Consider the following 18820-nt stretch of genomic DNA (forward strand, 5'->3'; position numbering starts at 1 on the left):
TTTGTGCGCGAACGCCTTGGTGTACCGCGCGATATCGAGGCATGCACCAAGGCGTTCGCGCACAAATCCCACAGGCATAATTGGCCCGAAACAAACGTAGGAGCGAGCGCAGCTCGCGATTGCGCCGCGCGGGCGGCGCTCGATCTCACAGGCGCCGCATATCTTGTGGCAAACACCTGTCAGCCCTGATGCAATCCCTGTGGGAGCTGGCAATCTGTCAGGTATGGCTCAGCTCGGCATGTTCATCGTCGGCCAGCACGTCCTTGTCGGTCTCTTTCAGCAACTGGCTGGTGACCACCCCGGCAGTCATCGAGCCATTCACGTTCAACGCTGTACGGCCCATGTCGATCAGCGGCTCGACCGAAATCAGCAACGCCACCAGTTCCACCGGCAAGCCCATGGCCGGCAACACGATCAGCGCGGCGAAGGTGGCGCCGCCGCCCACGCCGGCAACCCCCGCCGAACTCAGCGTGACGATGGCCACCAGGGTGGCGATCCACAGCGGGTCGAAGGTATCGATGCCTACCGCAGGCGCGACCATGACCGCCAGCATGGCGGGGTAGAGCCCCGCACAGCCGTTCTGGCCGATGGTGGTGCCGAACGAGGCGCTGAAGCTGGCAATCGACTGCGGCACGCCCAGGCGGCGGGTTTGCGCTTCGATGTTCAGCGGAATGCTGGCTGCGCTGGAGCGGCTGGTGAAAGCGAAGGTGAGCACCGGCCACACCTTGCGGAAGAAACGCAGCGGGCTGACGCCGGTGGCGGCGAGGATGATGCCGTGAACCACGAACATCAGTGCCAGGCCCAGGTAGGACACCACCACGAAGCTGCCCAGCTTGAGGATGTCTTCCATGTTCGAACTGGCTACCACCTTGGTCATCAGGGCCAGCACGCCATATGGGGTCAGTTTCATCACCACCCGTACCAGGCGCATGACCCAGGCCTGCAGGGTGTCGATGGCCGACAGCGCACGTGCGCCTTGCTCGGCGTCGTCCTTGATCAGTTGCAGGGCAGCCAGGCCGACGAACACGGCAAAAATCACCACGCTGATGATCGACGTCGGCTTGGCCCGCGCCAGGTCGCCTACCGGGTTGCTGGGAATGAACGACAACAGCAACTGGGGGATATTGAGGTCGGCGACCTTGCCTGCGTAGTCGCTGTGGATGACCTGCATGCGGGCGCTCTCCTGGGCGCCGGCCACCAGGCCCTCGGCGCTGAGGCCGAACAGGTTGGTCAGCACGATGCCGATCAACGCGGCAATGGCCGTGGTCAGCAGCAGGGTGCCGATGCTCAACACGCTGATACGGCCCAGCGACGATGCGTTGTGCAGGCGCGCGACGGCACTGAGGATCGAGGCGAAGATCAGCGGCATGACGATCATCTGCAACAGGCCCACATAGCCATTGCCGACCAGGTCGAGCCAGGCGATGGTGGCCTTGAGCACCGGGTGACCGGCGCCATACACGGTGTGCAGGGCCAAACCGAAGAGTACCCCCAGCGCCAGGCCCAGCAAGACCTTCTTGGCCAGGCTCCAGTCGGTGCGGCGGGTTTGTGCCAGGCCCAGCAACAGGGCCAGGAATGCCAGCAGGTTGAGTGACAGCGGCAGATTCATTGAAGCTCCAGCAGAGAAAGCAAAGGGTGGCATCGCCTCTGTGAGCGATTGCGAACGGAAATGCTAACAGCCTGAAAACAAACGAATTTATACCCAAATGGAATGTGCATAGTCGTTTATGGAATAACGCCATGTCGCAAATTGCAATGAACACGGCGTTTACTGCTGCCTGAAGGTCGGTGTGGACTGCCGCCCATCGGCCGGGTTGCACTAGCGTTGGCAGATCATTTCAGGAGATTCGTACATGAAAGTCGCCGTGAAAGCTGCCGCTATCGGCTTGTCCCTGCTGTTCAGTATCGAAACCTTCGCCACCGAGCTCAAGCACTGGCCTGCCGATGCAGCCAGGCAGCTCGACAGCATGATCGCTGCCAATGCCAACAAAGGTAACTATGCGGTGTTCGACATGGACAACACCAGTTACCGCTATGACCTGGAAGAAGCCTTGCTGCCGTTCATGGAAAACAAAGGCTTGCTGAACCGTGACAAGCTCGACCCGTCGCTGAAGCTGATACCGTTCAAGGACACCGCCGAGCACAAGGAAAGCCTGTTCAGCTACTACTACCGGTTGTGCGAAATCGACGACATGGTGTGCTACCCGTGGGTCGCCCAGGTGTTTTCCGGCTTCACCCTCAAGGAGTTGAAGGTGCAGGTGGACGAACTGATGGCTTCGACCCAGCCGATTCCCAGCACCTATTACGATGGCGACCAGGTGAAGGCGATCGACGTGCAGCCGCCCAAGGTGTTCAAGGGCCAGGCCGAGCTGTACAACAAGCTGATGGAAAACGGCATCGAGGTCTATGTGATTTCTGCCGCCTCTGAAGAGTTGGTGCGCATGGTCGCTTCGGACCCCAAGTACGGCTACAACGTGAAGCCGCAGAATGTGATTGGCGTGAGCCTGCTGCTCAAGGACCGCGCCAACGGCCAGTTGACCACCGCGCGCAAGCAGATCAGTGCCGGGCACTATGACGCCAAAGCCAACGAAGGGCTGGAGCTGACCCCGTACCTGTGGACCCCGGCCACCTGGATGGCGGGCAAGCAGGCGGCGATCCTGACTTACATCGATGAGTGGAAGAAGCCGGTGCTGGTGGGCGGTGACACGCCAACCAGTGATGGCTACATGCAGTTTCATGGGGTAGACGTCGGCAAGGGCGGTATCCACCTGTGGATCAACCGCAAGGCCAAGTACATGGACCAGTTGAACGGCATGATTGCCAAGCAGGCGGCGGCGCAGGCCAAGGAAGGGTTGCCGGTGACGGCGGACAAGAACTGGGTGATCGTGACGCCGGAGCAGATTCAGTAGTTGTTGTGTCGCCTGCGCTGGCCCTATCGCCGGCAAGCCAGCTCCCACAGGAACCCCGCAGTTTTGAAGGCCTGTGTATTTCCTGTGGGAGCTGGCTTGCCGGCGATAGGGCCGGATCAGGCAGCATATAAACAACAGGACATAAAAAACCGGCGCTCAGGGCGCCGGTTCTTCTTTCACACCCAAAGCGCCTTACAGCCCTTCGAGCATCGCCTTGTTACGCACAGCACCCTTGTCGGCACTGGTCGCCAGCAACGCATAAGCCTTCAGTGCGGTGGTCACCTTGCGCGGGCGGACTTCAGCCGGTTTCCAGCCTTTCTTGTCCTGCTCTACACGGCGCGCAGCCAGCTCTTCATCACTGACCAGCAGGTTGATCGAACGGTTGGGAATGTCGATCAGTACCTTGTCACCGTCGCGCACCAGGCCGATGGCGCCGCCTGCAGCAGCCTCCGGCGAGGCGTGGCCGATGGAAAGGCCCGAGGTGCCACCCGAGAAGCGGCCGTCGGTCAGCAGGGCGCAGGCCTTGCCCAGGCCTTTGGACTTCAGGTACGAGGTCGGGTAGAGCATTTCCTGCATGCCCGGGCCGCCTTTCGGGCCTTCGTAGCGGATGATCACGATGTCGCCGGCCTTCACTTCGTCGGCGAGGATGCCGCGCACGGCGCTGTCCTGGCTTTCGAAGATCTTCGCGGTACCCTCGAACACGTGGATCGACTCGTCGACACCGGCGGTCTTCACCACGCAACCATCCAGCGCGATGTTGCCGTACAGCACGGCCAGGCCGCCTTCTTGCGAATAGGCGTGCTCGAAGCTGCGGATGCAGCCGTTCTCGCGGTCGTCATCCAGGGTTTCCCAGCGGGTCGACTGGCTGAACGCGGTCTGGGTCGGGATCCCGGCTGGGCCGGCCTTGAAGAAGGTGTGCACGGCTTCGTCGTCAGTCTGGGTGATGTCCCATTTGGCGATGGCTTCTTCCATGCTGCGGCTGTGCACGGTCGGCAGGTCGGTGTGCAGCAGGCCGCCACGCGCCAGCGAGCCGAGGATGCTGAAGATGCCGCCAGCGCGGTGCACGTCTTCCATGTGGTACTTCTGAATGTTCGGCGCCACTTTGCACAGCTGCGGCACTTTGCGCGACAGGCGGTCGATGTCGCGCAGGTCGAAGGCCACCTCGCCTTCCTGGGCCGCGGCCAGCAGGTGCAGGATGGTATTGGTCGAGCCGCCCATGGCGATGTCGAGCATCATGGCGTTCTCGAACGCCTTGAAGTTTGCGATGCTGCGTGGCAGTACCGACTCGTCGTTTTCGCCGTAGTAGCGTTTGCACAGTTCGACGATGGTGCGCCCGGCCGTCAGGAACAGCTGCTCGCGGTCCGAGTGGGTGGCCAGGGTCGAGCCGTTGCCCGGCAGGGCCAGGCCCAGGGCTTCGGTCAGGCAGTTCATCGAGTTGGCGGTGAACATGCCGGAGCACGAACCGCAGGTCGGGCAGGCGCTGCGCTCGTACTCGGCGACTTTCTCGTCGGATGCGCTGGAGTCGGCGGCGATGACCATGGCGTCGACCAGGTCCAGGCCGTGGCTGGCCAGCTTGGTCTTGCCGGCTTCCATCGGGCCGCCCGAGACGAAGATCACCGGGATGTTCAGGCGCAGGGCGGCCATCAGCATGCCGGGGGTGATCTTGTCGCAGTTGGAGATGCACACGATGGCATCGGCGCAGTGGGCGTTGACCATGTATTCCACGGCGTCGGCAATGATCTCGCGGCTGGGCAGCGAGTACAGCATGCCGTCGTGGCCCATGGCGATGCCGTCGTCGACCGCGATGGTGTTGAATTCCTTGGCCACGCCACCGGCGCGTTCGATTTCGCGGGCGACCAGCTGGCCCAAGTCCTTCAGGTGCACGTGGCCCGGGACGAACTGGGTGAACGAGTTGGCGATGGCGATGATCGGTTTCTTGAAGTCTTCGTCCTTCATGCCGGTGGCGCGCCACAGGGCACGGGCGCCGGCCATGTTGCGGCCCTGGGTGGAAGTCTTGGAACGATAATCAGGCATGAAACACTCCTGGCGGCTTAATCAGGTCACAAAAAGGGGAGTGAGCTTCTCTTGTCCTTTGTACCGCAGGCCGGTTGCCACTGGCACGGATGAGGCCGAAGACTGCGCGGGATCGCCGCGGGCTTGACCAGAGCTCATAAACCCGCCGGGGATGACTGGCGATGAATAGGCCGATTCTACACCCCTGGCGCGGCGAAGGAATGCTTCAGATACAAGTGGCTAGCTACAAGCTACAAGCTACAAGCTACAAGCTACAAGCTACAAGCTACAAGCTACAAGACAGAGCCGACTTGGCGCGCTTGCAGCTTGCAGCTAGCAGCTTGCCGCTAGCTGTTGGGCAGCAACCGGCAGGTGATGCTCTTGATGTAGCGGGTTTCGGCAATGGCCGGGTGCACCGGGTGGTCGGGGCCCTGGCCGCCGCGCTCGAGCAGCTGCAGGTTGCGGTCCAGGTGGCGGGCGCTGGTCAGCAGAATGTTGTGCAGGTCGTCCTCGGGCAGGTGCATGGAGCACGAGGCGCTGACCAGGATGCCGTCCTTGCTCAGCATGCGCATGGCCTGTTCGTTCAGCCGGCGGTAGGCCGCCTCGCCGTTCTTCAGGTCTTTCTTGCGCTTGATGAACGCGGGTGGGTCGGCAATGATCACGTCGAAGCGTTCTTCGGCAGCCTTCAGTTCGCGCAGGGCTTCGAACACATCGCCTTCGATGCAGGTCAGCTTTTCGCCGATGCCGTTCAGCGCCGCGTTACGTTCCACGCCATCCAGGGCAAAGCCCGAGGCATCGACGCAGAACACTTCGCTGGCGCCGAAAGCACCTGCCTGCACGCCCCAGCCACCGATGTAGCTGAACAGGTCGAGCACACGCTTGCCCTTGACGTACGGCGCCAGGCGCGCACGGTTCATGCGGTGGTCGTAGAACCAGCCGGTCTTCTGGCCTTCACGCACCGGGGCTTCGAACTTGACGCCGTTCTCTTCCAGCGGCACCCAGTCCGGCACCTCGCCGTAGACGGTCTCCACATAGCGCTGCAAGCCTTCGGCGTCACGGGCGGCGGAATCGTTCTTGAACAGGATGCCGCTTGGTTTGAGCACTTGCACCAGGGCAGCGATCACGTCGTCCTTGTGCGCTTCCATGGTGGCCGAGGCCAGCTGAACCACGAGGATGTCGAAGAAGCGGTCGACCACCAGCCCTGGCAGCAGGTCGGAATCGCCATAGACCAGGCGGTAGCACGGCTGGTCGAACAGGCGCTCGCGCAGCGACAGGGCGACATTGAGGCGGTGCACCAGCAGCGACTTGTCCAGCGGCAGCTTGATGTCGCGCGACAGCAGGCGTGCGCAGATCAGGTTGTTCGGGCTAAGTGCGACGATGCCCAACGGTTTGCCGTTGGCCGCCTCGAGAATGGCCTGCTGGCCGGCCTGGAAGCCTTGCAGTGGGGTCGCGCTGACATCGACTTCGTTGCTGTAGACCCACAGGTGGCCGGCGCGCAGGCGGCGGTCGGCATTGGCTTTGAGGCGAAGGCTGGGCAGGGACATGACGTCGCTCCGGGAAAAAAGAGCGGGATTATACCTTGTTGGCCGGCACTTCGGTTCGAGGTACGACAAAGCGCCGGCACGGCCAACTGGGTTAGAATCCACCGTCCTAAACGAGTGTGCACGTATGTCCCAAGAACTCAGCGCCGAACAGATCCAGCAAGCCTTGCAAGGCATCACCATCCCGCCGCAACCGCAGATCATGGTTGACCTGCAGTTCGAGCAGTACATGCCTGACCCGGACCTGGAAACCATCGCCAAGTTGATTTCCCAGGACCCAGGCCTGTCCGGCGCCTTGCTCAAGCTGGTCAATTCGCCGCATTTTGGCCTGTCCAACAAGATCGGTTCGATCCAGCGTGCGGTGAACCTGCTGGGCAGCCGTTCGATCATCAACCTGATCAACGCCCAGTCGATCAAAGGCGAGATGAGCGACGAGACCATCGTTACCCTCAACCGCTTCTGGGATACCGCCCAGGACGTGGCGATGACCTGCCTGACCCTGGCCAAGCGCACCGGTATCCAGCCCGCGGACGAGGCCTACACCCTGGGCCTGTTCCACGACTGTGGCGTGCCGTTGATGCTCAAGCGCTTCCCCAACTACATGGAGGTGCTGGAAGAAGCCTATGCCAAGGCCGGCGGCGAAACGCGGGTGGTGGATACCGAAAACCGCGCCTTCAATACCAACCATTCGGTGGTCGGCTACTTCACCGCCAAGTCCTGGCGCCTGCCGGAGCACCTCACTGCCGCCATCGCCAACCACCACAATGCCCTGGCAGTGTTCCGCGACGACACTGCGCGCAACACCCAGAGCCAGCTGAAAAACCTGCTGGCGGTGCTGAAGATGGCCGAGCATATCTGTGCCTCCTACCGGGTGCTGGGCAACCAGGCAGTCGACCACGAATGGCGTGTGGTCGGCCCGCTGGTGCTCGATTACATTGGCCTGTCGGATTACGATTTCGAAAACCTCAAGCAGAACATTCGTGAGTTGGGCGGGCACTGACACATGCCGGAATTACCCGAAGTAGAAACCACCCGGCGCGGTATTGCGCCGCACCTGGAAGGCCAGCGCGTCAGCCGCGTAGTGGTGCGTGACCGGCGCTTGCGCTGGCCCATTCCCGAAGACCTCGATGTGCGCCTGTCGGGGCAGCGCATCGTCACTGTCGAACGGCGCGCCAAGTACCTGCTGATCAATGCCGAAGTTGGCACCCTGATCAGCCATCTGGGCATGTCGGGCAACTTGCGCCTGGTCGAGCAGGGCTTGCCGGCGGCCAAGCATGAGCATGTCGATATCGAGCTGGAGTCGGGGCTGATGCTGCGCTACACCGACCCTCGCCGTTTTGGTGCCATGCTCTGGAGCCAGGACCCGTTGCGCCACGAGCTGCTATTGCGCCTGGGGCCGGAGCCGCTGACCGACCTGTTCGACGGCGAGCGGCTGTTCCAGCTGTCCCGTGGGCGCTCGATGGCGGTCAAGCCGTTCATCATGGATAACGCGGTGGTGGTGGGGGTGGGCAACATCTACGCCAGCGAGGCGCTATTCGCTGCCGGCATCGATCCACGCCGTGCGGCCGGGGGTATTTCCCGGGCGCGTTACCTGAAGCTGGCGATCGAGATCAAGCGGGTACTGGCGGCGGCGATCGAGCAGGGCGGTACCACCTTGCGCGATTTCATCGGCGGTGACGGGCAGCCGGGGTACTTCCAGCAGACCCTGTTCGTGTACGGGCGGGCTGGGCAGCCGTGCAAGGTATGCGGTACGGAGCTGCGCGAAGTGAAGCTGGGGCAGCGGGCGAGCGTGTTCTGCCCACGCTGCCAGCGCTGAGGCTACAGGTGATTGCCGTCCTGTAGGAGCGGCCTTGTGTCGCGATGGGGTGCGAAGCGCCCCCAAAAATTTCAGCGTTTGCGCAGAAACCGCCGGGGCCGCTGTGCGGCCCATCGCGACGCAAGGCCGCTCCTACAGAAACCGCGCAGGGCTGAGGGTTCAGGCCTTGCCGGTAATACGCCGGTACTTGGCCATCAATTGCTCTTCGGTTTCCGGGTGCGCCTCATCCAGCGGGATGCAATCGACCGGGCAGACCTGCTGGCACTGCGGCTCGTCGTAATGACCCACGCACTGGGTGCACAGGTTGGGGTCGATCACGTAGATCTCTTCGCCTTGGGAGATGGCCTCGTTCGGGCACTCGGGTTCGCAGACGTCGCAATTGATGCAATCGTCGGTAATGATCAGGGACATGGGGACTCCGGCCGGGGCTCAGCGCCCGGGCATGTTCAACGCAATGGGCACAATTGTGCCGCATTCGCGCCCGCAGTGCACGCGGGCGCGACAATCAGGCGGTCAGGCTTGCTTCTTGAAACGCTCGGTCAGTGCCTCGGCCACCGCAGGGTGGACGAATTTGCTGATATCACCGCCCAATGCGGCGATTTCCCGGACCAGGGTCGAGGAAATGAACGAATAGCGCTCTGACGGCGTCAGGAACAGGCTCTCGACATCGGGTGCCAGCTGCCGGTTCATGTTCGCCAACTGGAACTCGTATTCGAAGTCGGAAACCGCACGCAGGCCGCGCAGCAACACATTGGCGCCCTGTTCCTTGGCGAAATGCGCCAGCAGCGAAGAGAAGCCGATGACTTCGACATTGGGCAGGTGCTTGGTGACCTCACGGGCGAGCGCGACACGTTGCTCCAGCGGGAACAGCGGGTTTTTCTTCGGGCTGGCCGCCACTGCGATGATCACGTGGTCGAACAGGCGCGAAGCGCGCTCGACCAGGTCGCCGTGGCCTTTGGTAATGGGGTCGAAAGTACCCGGGTACAACACTCGGTTCATCGCGTCATCCTGGCTGGAGTGCGTTGGGGAGTCGGATGGTAGCGCAGCGACGGCGCCCCGGCCAAGTCATGCGGCCGGCTGATGGCACTATAGACAGGGCGTGTATTCGTTGTCATGCGTTGTGTGCCAGGCGGGTAGCCAACGCTTCGCTGAGCCTGGCGCTGATGGCATACACCGACAGCTGCGGGTTGGCGCCGATGCTGGTGGGGAACAGCGAGCCGTCGTGAACCGACAGGTTTTCCAGCTGGTGATGGCGGCCCAGGCTGTCGCACACCGCCTGGCGCGGGTCTTCGCCCATGGCGCAACCACCCATCACATGGGCGCTGCCCAGGCGCGTACGGAAAGGCTCCAACGGTAGGCGGTCGATCATGGCCAAGGCCTGTTCCAGGCTGGCAGCGGCGCTGGCATCGCTGTGCACCGGGGTTACCTCGGCCGCGCCGGCGGCGAACTGGACCTGCGCCATGCTGCGGTAGGCGCGCCGCAAGCCGTCACGCAGGTAGTCGGTGACCGGGTAATCGAGCACGGGGGAGCCGTCGCCGCGCAGTTCAACGCTGCCGCCCTGGCTTTGCGGGTGAAACCCGTCGCGCAGCAAGGCCAGCATGACATGGGTATTGGGCAGTTCGGCCATGCGCCGGGCATTGTCCTGGCCATGGCCACCCAGCAGGGTGCTGGCCAGGGCCGGGTGCAGCGGCGGTACTTCGAGCTTGTAGCCCACCGGCCCCTCCGTGCCGTGCTGCCACTGGAAATGGTCGCTGTAGATCGACTGCGGCGCGCCGTAGTAGGGGTCGATGCGTTCGTTGAAGCGTGCGGCGCTGAAGTTGACCAGGTGCAGGAAGGTGCGTTTGCCCAGGCGGGCATGCGGGTCGGGGGCATTGGAGCGCAGCAGCAGGGCCGGGCTGTTGATGCCGCCGCCTGCCAGGATGTAATGGCGGGCGTGTACCGTCACTTGCCGACCTGTCGGGTGGATGCCTTGCGTATCCAGGGCCTGGCAGGTCAGGTGTTGGATGCGCTCGCCGTTGTGGCTGAAGCGCTCGGCCCGGGCCAGGTAAAGCAGCTCGCCGCCCTGTTCGAGGGTGGCGGGAATGCGTGTCACCAGCATCGATTGCTTGGCATTCACCGGGCAACCCATGCCGCAGTAACCCAGGTTCCAGCAGCCGCGCACGTTGCGCGGGATGACTGCCCAGCGATAACCCAGTTGTTCGCAGCCACGGCGCAGCACGTCGTTGTTGGCATTCGGTGGCATGGCCCAGGGTGTGATACCCAGCTCCAGTTCCATGCGCTCGAACCAAGGGCGCAGCTCATCTTCGCCGAGCCCTTGTACGCCATGGGCCGAGGCCCAGTGCGCCAGGGTCTGCGGCGGGGTGCGAAAACTCGACGTCCAGTTCACCAGCGTGGTGCCGCCTACGGCACGGCCTTGCAGGATGGTAATGGCGCCATCCTTGCTCATGCGCCCCAGGCCCTCCTGATAGAGGCTGGCATAGGCTTCGTGCTCCAGCAGCTTGAAGTCGCTGCTGGTCTTCAGCGGGCCTTCTTCAATCAGCAAGACCTTGAAGCCCGCGGCGCTGAGCCGCTGTGCGCTGGTGGCGCCGCCGGCACCGCTGCCGATCACGGCGATATCGGCGTGCAGTTGCAGGTCATGTTCCAGGCGTGAGGCGTCGTGGGTGATCCAGCCGCGGTCGAGGCCTTGGCGAAACGGGTCAGGCACAGGCATTGGCGATGCTCTTGTCGTGTTCAGATTTTCGGTGGGCCGGGGTAGCCGCAGGCGGCCCAGGACTCAGGGCGCTCGTACCAGGCCATTTGCAGCAGTTGCAGCAGCGAGGCATGGCCCATGCGCAGCAGGTTCAGCGAGCTGCCCTGCCAGCGCAGCAGGAAAGCCTCGACCTGGGCGGGCGCGGCCTGGGCCCAGGCCCCCCAGATGCCGGTCAGTGGGCCGCGGGTCAGCGGCAGGCTGAGCACGTCGAACAATTGCCGGGTAAGTTTGAGCATCTCCGGCGACAGCGCTGCCAGCTTGTAATCGAGGCTGCGCAGTACCAGCGTATCGGTGGCCAGCGTGCCGCTGAGCACCACCGGTATCAGCGCGCGCAGCAGTGGCAGGTCATCGTGGCGCAGCGCCTGAAACCCCGGCGCGGCCGTTTGTGCGCTGCAGCCCACCAGGCTGGCACCGGCCAGGAAGGTGCTCGCGGCAACGCTGAAACGCAGCAGGTCACGACGGTGCATGGCCCAGGCCTCAGCGGATGAACAACTTGTAGACCAGGCGCTGCAGGGCTTTGCCGTAAGGCGGGTAAATCAGCCGTGCGGCGTTGAAGCGTTGCTTGGCCAGTACCGCCTTGGCCTTGCTGAAGGTCAGGAAGCCTTCGTGGCCGTGGTAGTGCCCCATGCCCGAGGGGCCTATGCCACCGAACGGCAGGTCGTCCTGAGCCACATGCAGCAAGGTGTCGTTCAGGCATACCCCGCCGGAATGGCTGTGCTGCAACACCTGTTGCTGTTCGCCGCGGTCGTAGCCGAAGTAGTACAGCGCCAAGGGCCGCGGGCGCTGGTTGATGTAGGCCAGCGCGTCATCGAGCGTGTCGTAGGGCACCAGCGGCAGCAGCGGGCCGAATATTTCGTCCTGCATGACCTGCATGGTGTCGTTCACCTTGGTCAGCACGTGTGGCGGCAGGCGCCGCCCCTGGCGTGTCTCGTGGGCGTACAGGTCGCTCACCTGCGCACCTTTGCCGCGCGCGTCCTGCAGCAGGTGCTCAAGGCGTGCCAGTTGCCGGGGGTTGATGATGGCGCTGTAGTCAGGGTTGTCGGCAATGCGAGGGTACATGCGCCGTACGGCGGTGCCGTAGGCATCGGCGAAAGCATTCAGGCGCTCGCGCGGCACCAGCACGTAGTCGGGGGCGACGCAGGTCTGGCCGGCGTTGAGCGTCTTGCCGAAGGCGATGCGCTCGGCGGCTGTTTCCAGCGGTACGCTGGCCGACACGATGGCCGGGGATTTGCCGCCCAACTCCAAGGTCACCGGCGTCAGGTTTTGCGCGGCCGCCAGCATGACCTGGCGGCCTATGCTGGTGGCCCCGGTGAACAGCAGGTGATCGAACGGCAGGCGAGCGAACGCCTGGCCGACCTCGACCTCGCCAAGCACCACACTGACCAGGTCCTCGGGAAACACCCGTTGCAGCAGGGCCTGCAAGGCCTGGCCAGTAGCCGGGGTGGCCTCGCTGAGCTTGAGCATGACCCGGTTGCCAGCGGCCAGGGCACAGGTGAGCGGGCCGATGGCGAGAAACAGCGGGTAATTCCACGGCACGATGATGCCGACAACGCCTAGCGGCTGGTAAAGCACCCGCGCGCTGGCCGGCTGGAATGCCAGCCCCACGGCCCGCCTGGAAGGGCGCATCCAGCGTTGCAGGTGGCGCTCGGCATGGCGTATGCCCTGCACCGAGGGCAGAAGCTCGGCCAGCAACGTTTCATCGGCGCTGCGCCCGTTGAAGTCGGCATCGATTGCTGCGATCAGCTGCTGCTGGTTGGCCAGCAGGGCCTCGCGCAAGCTTTTCAGCCACTGCCGCCGTTGTGTTGCCGGCGGCAGAGGGTTGCCGGCGAACGCCTGGCGCTGGGCGCTGAATGTCGCCTCCAGGGCGTGGTCGGCATGCACGGCAGGCAAGGCGATGGGCGAGGTCACGGCGGTCTCCTGGCTGAGCTTGAGGTTTCTAGAGTCTATACTCTAATTTCTGCGTTGGCGCGAGTATTACCCTTGCAGAGACCGGTGTATCAGCCGGGTGAATCGCCGTAAGATGAACCTTTATCAACGCCTGCAGACTGGGAGCTTGAGCATGGCCCCGCGCATGAAGACCCGAGAGCGCATCGTGCAGAACAGCCTGGAGCTGTTCAACCAGCAGGGCGAGAGATGCGTCAGTACCAACCACATTGCCGCACACATGGAAATTTCGCCCGGCAACCTGTATTACCACTTCCCTAACAAGCAGGCGATCATCGCGGTGTTGTTCAGCCAGTACGAAGAACTGGTGGACAGTTTCCTGCGCCCGCCGCAGGGGCGTGCGGCGACCGTGGAAGACAAGCGGTTCTACCTCAAGGCGCTATTGGCGGCGATGTGGAACTACCGCTTCCTGCACCGCGACCTGGAGCATCTGCTGGACAGCGATGCCGAACTGGCCGCCCGCTACCGGCGCTTCTCCGAGCGCTGCCTGCGCCAGGGCCAGGCGATCTATCGCGGCTTCGTCGAGGCAGGCATCCTGGCCATGGCGCCGGCGCAGATCGAATCGCTGACCATCAACGCCTGGATCGTGCTGACCTCGTGGGTACGTTTTCTCAGCACCACCCGCGAGCACTCCGCGCACCTGGGTGAAGAAGCCTTCATGCGCGGCGTCTACCAGGTACTGGTGCTGGAGCTGGGTTTCGTCACCGACAGTGCCCGCCACGCGGTGGACGCGCTGTGCCAGGAATTTCAGGTACCGTTCAACCAGGCCCTGGAGCTGTAACCCGGGGCGCCAGTGTCATTGCTTTGTGCCATTGATCAGGAGATTGTCATGCCCCTTGCGCAATTGATCACCCCGCAACAATTGGCCGAGCGTCTGGGCTCGCCCAAATCGGTGATCCTCGACTGCCGCTTTGCCCTTGAAGATGTCGACTATGGCCAACGCAGCTATGCGCAAGGGCACATAGCCGGTGCGCATTTTGCCGACCTCGACCGCGATCTCAGCGGGCCGGTGAGCAAGGGGCGTACCGGGCGCCACCCGTTGCCCGATGCGCAGCGGCTGGTCGAGCGCTTGCGTGAGTGGGGTGTGGACAACGACAGCGAAGTGGTGCTGTACGACGACGGCCCCGGCGCCTTTGCTGCCCGTGCCTGGTGGCTGCTGGTCTGGTTGGGCAAGCGCAGCGGCGTGGCGATCCTCGACGGTGGCCTGAAGGCCTGGCATGCAGCGCACCTGCCCCTGAGCCTGGACCCTGCACCCAAGCGCCAAGGCACGTTCAGCGGCGAGCCAGACCCCGCGCTGCTGATCGATGCCGACCACCTGGCCAAGCGCCTGGGCAATGCAGACCTGACCCTGATCGATGCGCGGGCATTGCCGCGTTTTCGCGGCGAGGTGGAGCCCATCGACCCGGTGGCAGGGCATATCCCCGGCGCGCAGTGCGCGGCGTTTACTGACAACCTGGGGCCTGACGGGCGCTTTTTGCCGGCCGATCAGCTCAGGCAGCGCTTTGCCGAAAAGCTGGCCGGGCGGGCACCGGAGCACGTGGTGTCTTACTGCGGGTCGGGGGTGACGGCATGCCACAACCTGTTTGCACTGGCGCTGGCAGGTTACCCGCTGGGCAAGCTGTATGCCGGGTCGTGGAGTGAGTGGATCACTGATCCGAAGCATGGGGTGGCCACCGGCGAATAGGTACCTCAGCCGCGAGCAGGGCATGGAGGGACGTTACTGGCCCTCCACCAGCCACTGCGGAATCCGCCGTTCCAGGTAGTACCCGGGCCTGCGCAGGCTGCCATCGACAAAGCCCACATGGCCGCCGCGGCGGTGCAGCTCGAAACGGGTCTGGGGGGCCAGTTCCCGCGCGGTCGGCAAGCTGTGGCTGGACACGAACGGGTCGTCACTGGACTGAATGATCAGCGTTGGCGTGCGGTTCTGGCCAAGAAAGAAGTGGCTCGACGAGCGGCGATAGTAGTCGTGCACATCGCGAAAACCGTTCAAGGGTGCCGTGACCTTGCCGTCGAACTCCCAGAACGTGCGCAGGTTGCTCAGCTGGCCCAGGCGTTCGAGTTCGGCCAACCGGTCATGCTGGCCCTGGGCATGGAAGTGCCGCTGCTTGAGTTGTACATACGCCAGCATTTCGCGCATGAAGTGCGCCTGGTACACCTTGGAAAATCCCTGGCCGATGCGGTCTGCGCAGTGGTCCAGACGAAACGGTACCGAGACCGCTACCGCAGCCTCCAGCTGGCTGGCGACGCCGCTTTCACCCAGGTATTTCAACAACACATTGCCGCCCAGCGAATAACCCACCGCATACAGCGGTGCCAGTGGGCGCTGGGCGCGCAGGTGGGCGATGATCTCCGCCAGGTCTTCGCTGGCGCCGGAGTGATAGCTTCGGGGCAACAGGTTGGGTTCGCCCGAGCAGCCGCGCCAGTTCACCGCCACGCTAGCCCAGCCCCGCGCTTGCAGGGTTTGCTGCAAGCCCTTCACATAGGGTGAGTGAGAGGAACCGGTGAGCCCGTGCAACACCAGTACCAGCGGCGCCTGCGGCTGGTGCGGGCCATGCCAGTCCAGGTCGATGAAGTCGCCATCAGCCAGCCACAGGCGCTCCCGGTTGCGCGCAAGCGCTGGCAGCTTGCGCCACAGGGGGCCCCACAATGTCTGCAGATGCGGGTTGGACAGGCCGATGGCCGGACGGAAAGGGGCGCTGAAGCTAGGCATGCTGGGCGACTCGTGATGTGCCAGCCTAGAGTGCCACGAAACAGCGCCTTTGTACCTGCGCTATTGGTCGAGCGCGGTCGGTTTGGGTAATGGCAATTGCTCGGTAACCGGGCCGCTGGTGACGAATACCTGTGGGGCCTGCAACCAGACTTGCGCCGCTTCACGCAGATTGGCAGGCGTAAGCGCCGACAGTTTACCGAGGAAGGCGCCCAGGTGGTCTGGCGCCAAGCCTTGGTGGCTGTAGGTGGCCAAGGCCTGGGCCATTCTCGCGCGGTCTGCCAGGCTGTGGTGCAGTTTACCGGCGATCTGGTTCACCGCCATGTCGCATTCGGCCTGGCTGGGGCCGTGTTCACGCAGGCATGCCAGAATCGCCGACACCAGCGCGCCAGAGGCATCCCGGTACTGGGGGGCGATATCCCAGTGGATCTGCAACTGGCTGGCGGCATCCAGCGGCCTCAGGTCGCAGGAGATGGCGTAGGTGAGGTTGCGCAGGGTGCGCAATTCCTGGGTAAGGCGCGACTCGTAGCTACTGCCCAGGATTGCGTTGAGCAGATACAGGGCCGGGAACACCGGATCTTGGGCCGATACGTTCGTTGCAAGGGTGAGCGTTGCCTGGGTGGTACTGCTGGCCGCAGCGAGATTCAGGTCCAATGCCTGGTAGTGGGGAACCGATGGCGTGCGTTGCGCCGCCCAGCCTTGCGGCAGGGCCCGGACCAGGTCGTCGACAAGCTGCCGTGCTTCCTCGCGGGTCAGGTTGCCCACCAGGCCGATGTCGAGGTTGTTGGCCGAATACGCCTGTTGGTGGAACGCCCGGATCTGGTCATCGCCAATGCTGGCGATAGTCTGCGCCGTCAGGGTGGCCGCGTAGGGGTGGCCGCTGAAGATATGCGCGGTGGCCGCCTTGGTAATCCGCAGCAGCGGATGGTTGCCATACCTGGCCTGGCTGAATACGAGCCGTTCGCCGATTTTGGCCACATCGCCCGCGCGCAATGCCGGGCGGGCCAGCATCTCGGTCAGCAGTTGCATCGCGCTGTCGCGCAGTGCCGGCAGGCTCAGGGCGCGCAGGGTGACAAGGGCGCTGTCGTCGCTGATCCTCCTGCCCAGGATGGCGCCGAAACCGGCCATATCCTCGGCGAACCGCGTGGCGTCGAGTTGCCCGGTGCCTTGGTCGAGGCTGTACAGCACAAGTGCCGCAAGCCCAGGGTGGGCGCCGTCGAGTACGCTGCCTGCGCGAAAGCGTAATGCCAGGTCGAACATGGGCCGGTCATGGCGTGCGAGGAAGCTGACGCGGGTGCCTTCTGCCGTTCGCCAGTGCTCAGGGTGGGCCTGCAGGTCTGGAATGTGGCCAAGGTCGATACCCTGTGCCGAGTGCAGGTTGGCCATGGCCGCCAAGGCGGTGTCGTCAGCCGGGCCGTTGCACGTCAGCGGCAAGGGGGCCGGGGAGGGTACCTGGATCATGCTGTTGCTCCTGGCTGAAGGTAGCTGGTGGTCAACCGTTCGCGCCCCAGGTAGGCAAGTGCCACTTGCTGCACCTGTTGGCTGTCGAGGTCGCGGATGATCTGGATGTCTTGGTCCACGGCCGCGACGGCGATGCCGGCAGCGGCGGCCTCGCCGATTCGCTCGGCTTGGGCCACCTGGCTGTCAGTGAACAGGCGGCGGGCAAGCATGCGCAATTTCGCGCGTTCAAGCTCAGCAGTGGGCACCGCAGTGTTGCGCAGTGCTTCGAGGTGCTGGCAAACAGCGTGTGCAGCCTGTTCTGGCGTGCTGTTCATGCTGTTCACGTACGCTGACAGGGTCAGCAGCGTGTCACCCTGCAACAAGGGCTGATAGGTGATGCTGATGCCGGTGAGCAGGCGTTTGTCGCGCACCAGGTCACTGTAGAGCCTGGCGCTGAATCCCTCGGCCAGCAACTCGCGGATCAACTCGAGGGCAGGGGCAGTGGCTGCATCCGCTGCGGTGGCCCTGCTCGGAACGTTGAACGACATGAACAGCCCTTCGCGTAACCCGGGCAGGCTCACGGTTTGCGTGCGCGCCTGCAGCGGCTGGTCTTGCCGTGGTACGGGGCGCTTCGGCACTGGCGCGCTCGGCAGGCCGGCGAAGTGCTGCTCCACCTGGGTGCGCAGGGTTGCCAGGTCGATGCCGCCAACCACCACCAGCGTGGCGTTGTTGGGCCGGTACCAGGTTGCATACCAGGTTCGCAGCGTTTCCAGTCCTATATCGGCAAGGTCGGCCAGGGAACCGAAGCTCGGTAGCCCATAGGCATTGCCGCCATGGGCCAGCGCCAGGTGAAGGTCGTACGCCTGTTGGTCTGGGTGGTTGTCCAACTTGAGGCGCCTTTCGTCCTCGACGGCTTTCTTTTCCCGGTCCAGTTCTGCCTGGCCGAAGGTCGCGCTGTTCATGGCATCGGCCATGATCTCCAATGCGATTGGCAGGCGAGCGACCGGCAGCGTTATCTCATACGCCGTCGCCTCTTCATGGGTGCTGGCATTGGCGTTGCCGCCCAGGCGGGCGATCACTCGCGAGTATTGGCCGGCGGCAAGTTTGCTGCTGCCTTCGAAAATCAGGTGTTCCAGGAGGTGGGACAGGTTGCTGTGGCCCGCGGGCTCATGGCTGGAACCCACGTGATACCAAAGTTGCACGGCGGCCAGCTGGTTGGTGTGGTCTGGCCGCAGGTAGACGGACAAACCGTTGCTCAGGGTGAAGTGCTGCAGTGGCAAGGGGGCGGCTGAAGCCACAGATGCCAGTCCTGCCGAGACCTGGTCGAGGGTGACGGGCGCAGGTGAAGTCATCGCTGAAGTGCTCCGGTTGTGTGAACCGCAACAGCTTCAGCGAAATGGCACCGTAGGCAGCGCTACATAGTTAGCCCCGCTGCCACAGCGCGTAATACACCTGGCCGGTTTTTTTCTCGCGATGCAAACGCCAGTTGCCGGGCAGTTGCAGGGCCGATGGCGCTGCTTCGCTCTCGGTGTAGACCCAGGCTTGCTCGCTGAGCCACTGGTGCTGCTCCAGCAGGTTGCAGGCGTTGGCAAGCAGGTCCTGGTGGAATGGCGGGTCGAGGAACACCACGTCGAACTGCTGCTTGGCCGGGTGCTGCAAGTAGCGCAGGGCATCGGTTTGCAGGATTTGCCCGCGCGGGCA

Annotated in this window: 17 protein-coding genes and 1 pseudogene; 6 read left to right on the forward strand and 12 right to left on the reverse strand. The window is 63.8% G+C overall.

The window, feature by feature from the left end:
- A pseudogene (locus GYA94_RS27935) lies at positions 1-189 on the forward strand (hypothetical protein); the annotation flags it as partial.
- 28 nt (positions 190-217) lie between these two features.
- Here the strand turns inward: GYA94_RS27935 and GYA94_RS20600 are convergent.
- Positions 218-1609, reverse strand: coding sequence for an L-cystine transporter (locus tag GYA94_RS20600; RefSeq protein ID WP_009683365.1), 1392 nt, complete (start codon positions 1607-1609; stop codon positions 218-220).
- A gap of 244 nt (positions 1610-1853) precedes the next feature.
- On the opposite strand from GYA94_RS20600, the gene GYA94_RS20605 reads away from it, so the two are divergent.
- A complete protein-coding gene (locus GYA94_RS20605; protein WP_161892986.1) occupies positions 1854-2909 on the forward strand; it encodes an HAD family hydrolase in 1056 nt (351 codons plus the stop codon).
- Between the two features lie 192 nt (positions 2910-3101).
- On the opposite strand, the gene ilvD is transcribed toward GYA94_RS20605, so the two are convergent.
- Entirely contained in the window at positions 3102-4943 is a 1842-nt protein-coding gene (gene ilvD, locus GYA94_RS20610; protein ID WP_009683363.1) for a dihydroxy-acid dehydratase, read from the reverse strand.
- Between the two features lie 326 nt (positions 4944-5269).
- On the reverse strand, positions 5270-6466 hold the full coding sequence (locus GYA94_RS20615) for a class I SAM-dependent rRNA methyltransferase (protein WP_009683362.1): 1197 nt from the start codon (positions 6464-6466) through the stop codon (positions 5270-5272).
- A 178-nt stretch (positions 6467-6644) separates the two neighbouring features.
- On the opposite strand from GYA94_RS20615, the gene GYA94_RS20620 reads away from it, so the two are divergent.
- Together GYA94_RS20620 and mutM are read left to right on the forward strand one after the other, a co-directional pair.
- Entirely contained in the window at positions 6645-7463 is an 819-nt protein-coding gene (locus GYA94_RS20620) for an HDOD domain-containing protein (protein ID WP_174824199.1), read from the forward strand.
- Between the two features lie 3 nt (positions 7464-7466).
- Entirely contained in the window at positions 7467-8279 is an 813-nt protein-coding gene (mutM, locus tag GYA94_RS20625) for a bifunctional DNA-formamidopyrimidine glycosylase/DNA-(apurinic or apyrimidinic site) lyase (RefSeq protein WP_009683360.1), read from the forward strand.
- A gap of 159 nt (positions 8280-8438) precedes the next feature.
- Here the strand turns inward: mutM and GYA94_RS20630 are convergent, their stop codons facing one another.
- The 5 genes from GYA94_RS20630 to GYA94_RS20650 all read right to left on the reverse strand — a co-directional run bounded on the left by GYA94_RS20630 (position 8439) and on the right by GYA94_RS20650 (position 12936).
- Positions 8439-8690, reverse strand: coding sequence for a YfhL family 4Fe-4S dicluster ferredoxin (locus tag GYA94_RS20630; protein WP_009683359.1), 252 nt, complete (start codon positions 8688-8690; stop codon positions 8439-8441).
- Between the two features lie 102 nt (positions 8691-8792).
- Positions 8793-9278, reverse strand: a complete 486-nt coding sequence (gene coaD, locus GYA94_RS20635; RefSeq protein ID WP_009683358.1) for a pantetheine-phosphate adenylyltransferase — start codon at positions 9276-9278, stop codon at positions 8793-8795.
- Positions 9279-9390: 112 nt separating this feature from the next.
- Complete coding sequence (locus tag GYA94_RS20640; protein ID WP_161892987.1) at positions 9391-10989, reverse strand: GMC family oxidoreductase; 1599 nt, start codon at positions 10987-10989, stop codon at positions 9391-9393.
- A 20-nt stretch (positions 10990-11009) separates the two neighbouring features.
- Positions 11010-11495 (reverse strand): twin-arginine translocation pathway signal protein, encoded by a 486-nt coding sequence (locus GYA94_RS20645; RefSeq protein WP_161892988.1) that lies wholly within the window; start codon positions 11493-11495, stop codon positions 11010-11012.
- Positions 11496-11505: 10 nt separating this feature from the next.
- On the reverse strand, positions 11506-12936 hold the full coding sequence (locus GYA94_RS20650) for a coniferyl aldehyde dehydrogenase (protein WP_161892989.1): 1431 nt from the start codon (positions 12934-12936) through the stop codon (positions 11506-11508).
- Between the two features lie 151 nt (positions 12937-13087).
- Here GYA94_RS20650 and GYA94_RS20655 point away from each other — a divergent pair, with 151 nt between their 5' ends.
- Positions 13088-13753 carry a TetR/AcrR family transcriptional regulator gene (locus GYA94_RS20655; protein WP_029887460.1) on the forward strand — a complete coding sequence of 222 codons (666 nt, stop codon included), beginning with the start codon at positions 13088-13090 and terminating at the stop codon, positions 13751-13753.
- A gap of 48 nt (positions 13754-13801) precedes the next feature.
- The gene (locus GYA94_RS20660) at positions 13802-14656 is read left to right on the forward strand and encodes a sulfurtransferase (RefSeq protein ID WP_110679533.1); all 855 of its coding nucleotides are present in this window, start codon (positions 13802-13804) and stop codon (positions 14654-14656) included.
- A gap of 33 nt (positions 14657-14689) precedes the next feature.
- Here the strand turns inward: GYA94_RS20660 and GYA94_RS20665 are convergent, their stop codons facing one another.
- The 4 genes from GYA94_RS20665 to GYA94_RS20680 form a co-directional block, all read right to left on the reverse strand.
- Positions 14690-15682, reverse strand: a complete 993-nt coding sequence (locus tag GYA94_RS20665) for a hydrolase (RefSeq protein WP_161892990.1) — start codon at positions 15680-15682, stop codon at positions 14690-14692.
- Positions 15683-15742: 60 nt separating this feature from the next.
- Positions 15743-17140 (reverse strand): M16 family metallopeptidase, encoded by a 1398-nt coding sequence (locus GYA94_RS20670; protein WP_161892991.1) that lies wholly within the window; start codon positions 17138-17140, stop codon positions 15743-15745.
- Positions 17137-18471 (reverse strand): M16 family metallopeptidase, encoded by a 1335-nt coding sequence (locus GYA94_RS20675; RefSeq protein WP_174824197.1) that lies wholly within the window; start codon positions 18469-18471, stop codon positions 17137-17139. Before GYA94_RS20675 ends, GYA94_RS20670 begins: the two co-directional genes overlap by 4 nt.
- Positions 18472-18541: 70 nt before the next feature.
- Positions 18542-18820: RsmD family RNA methyltransferase (locus tag GYA94_RS20680; RefSeq protein WP_174824198.1), on the reverse strand; the 279-nt coding region annotated here is incomplete at its 5' end.

It is taken from the genome of Pseudomonas juntendi, from assembly GCF_009932375.1.
Lineage (GTDB): Bacteria > Pseudomonadota > Gammaproteobacteria > Pseudomonadales > Pseudomonadaceae > Aquipseudomonas > Aquipseudomonas juntendi.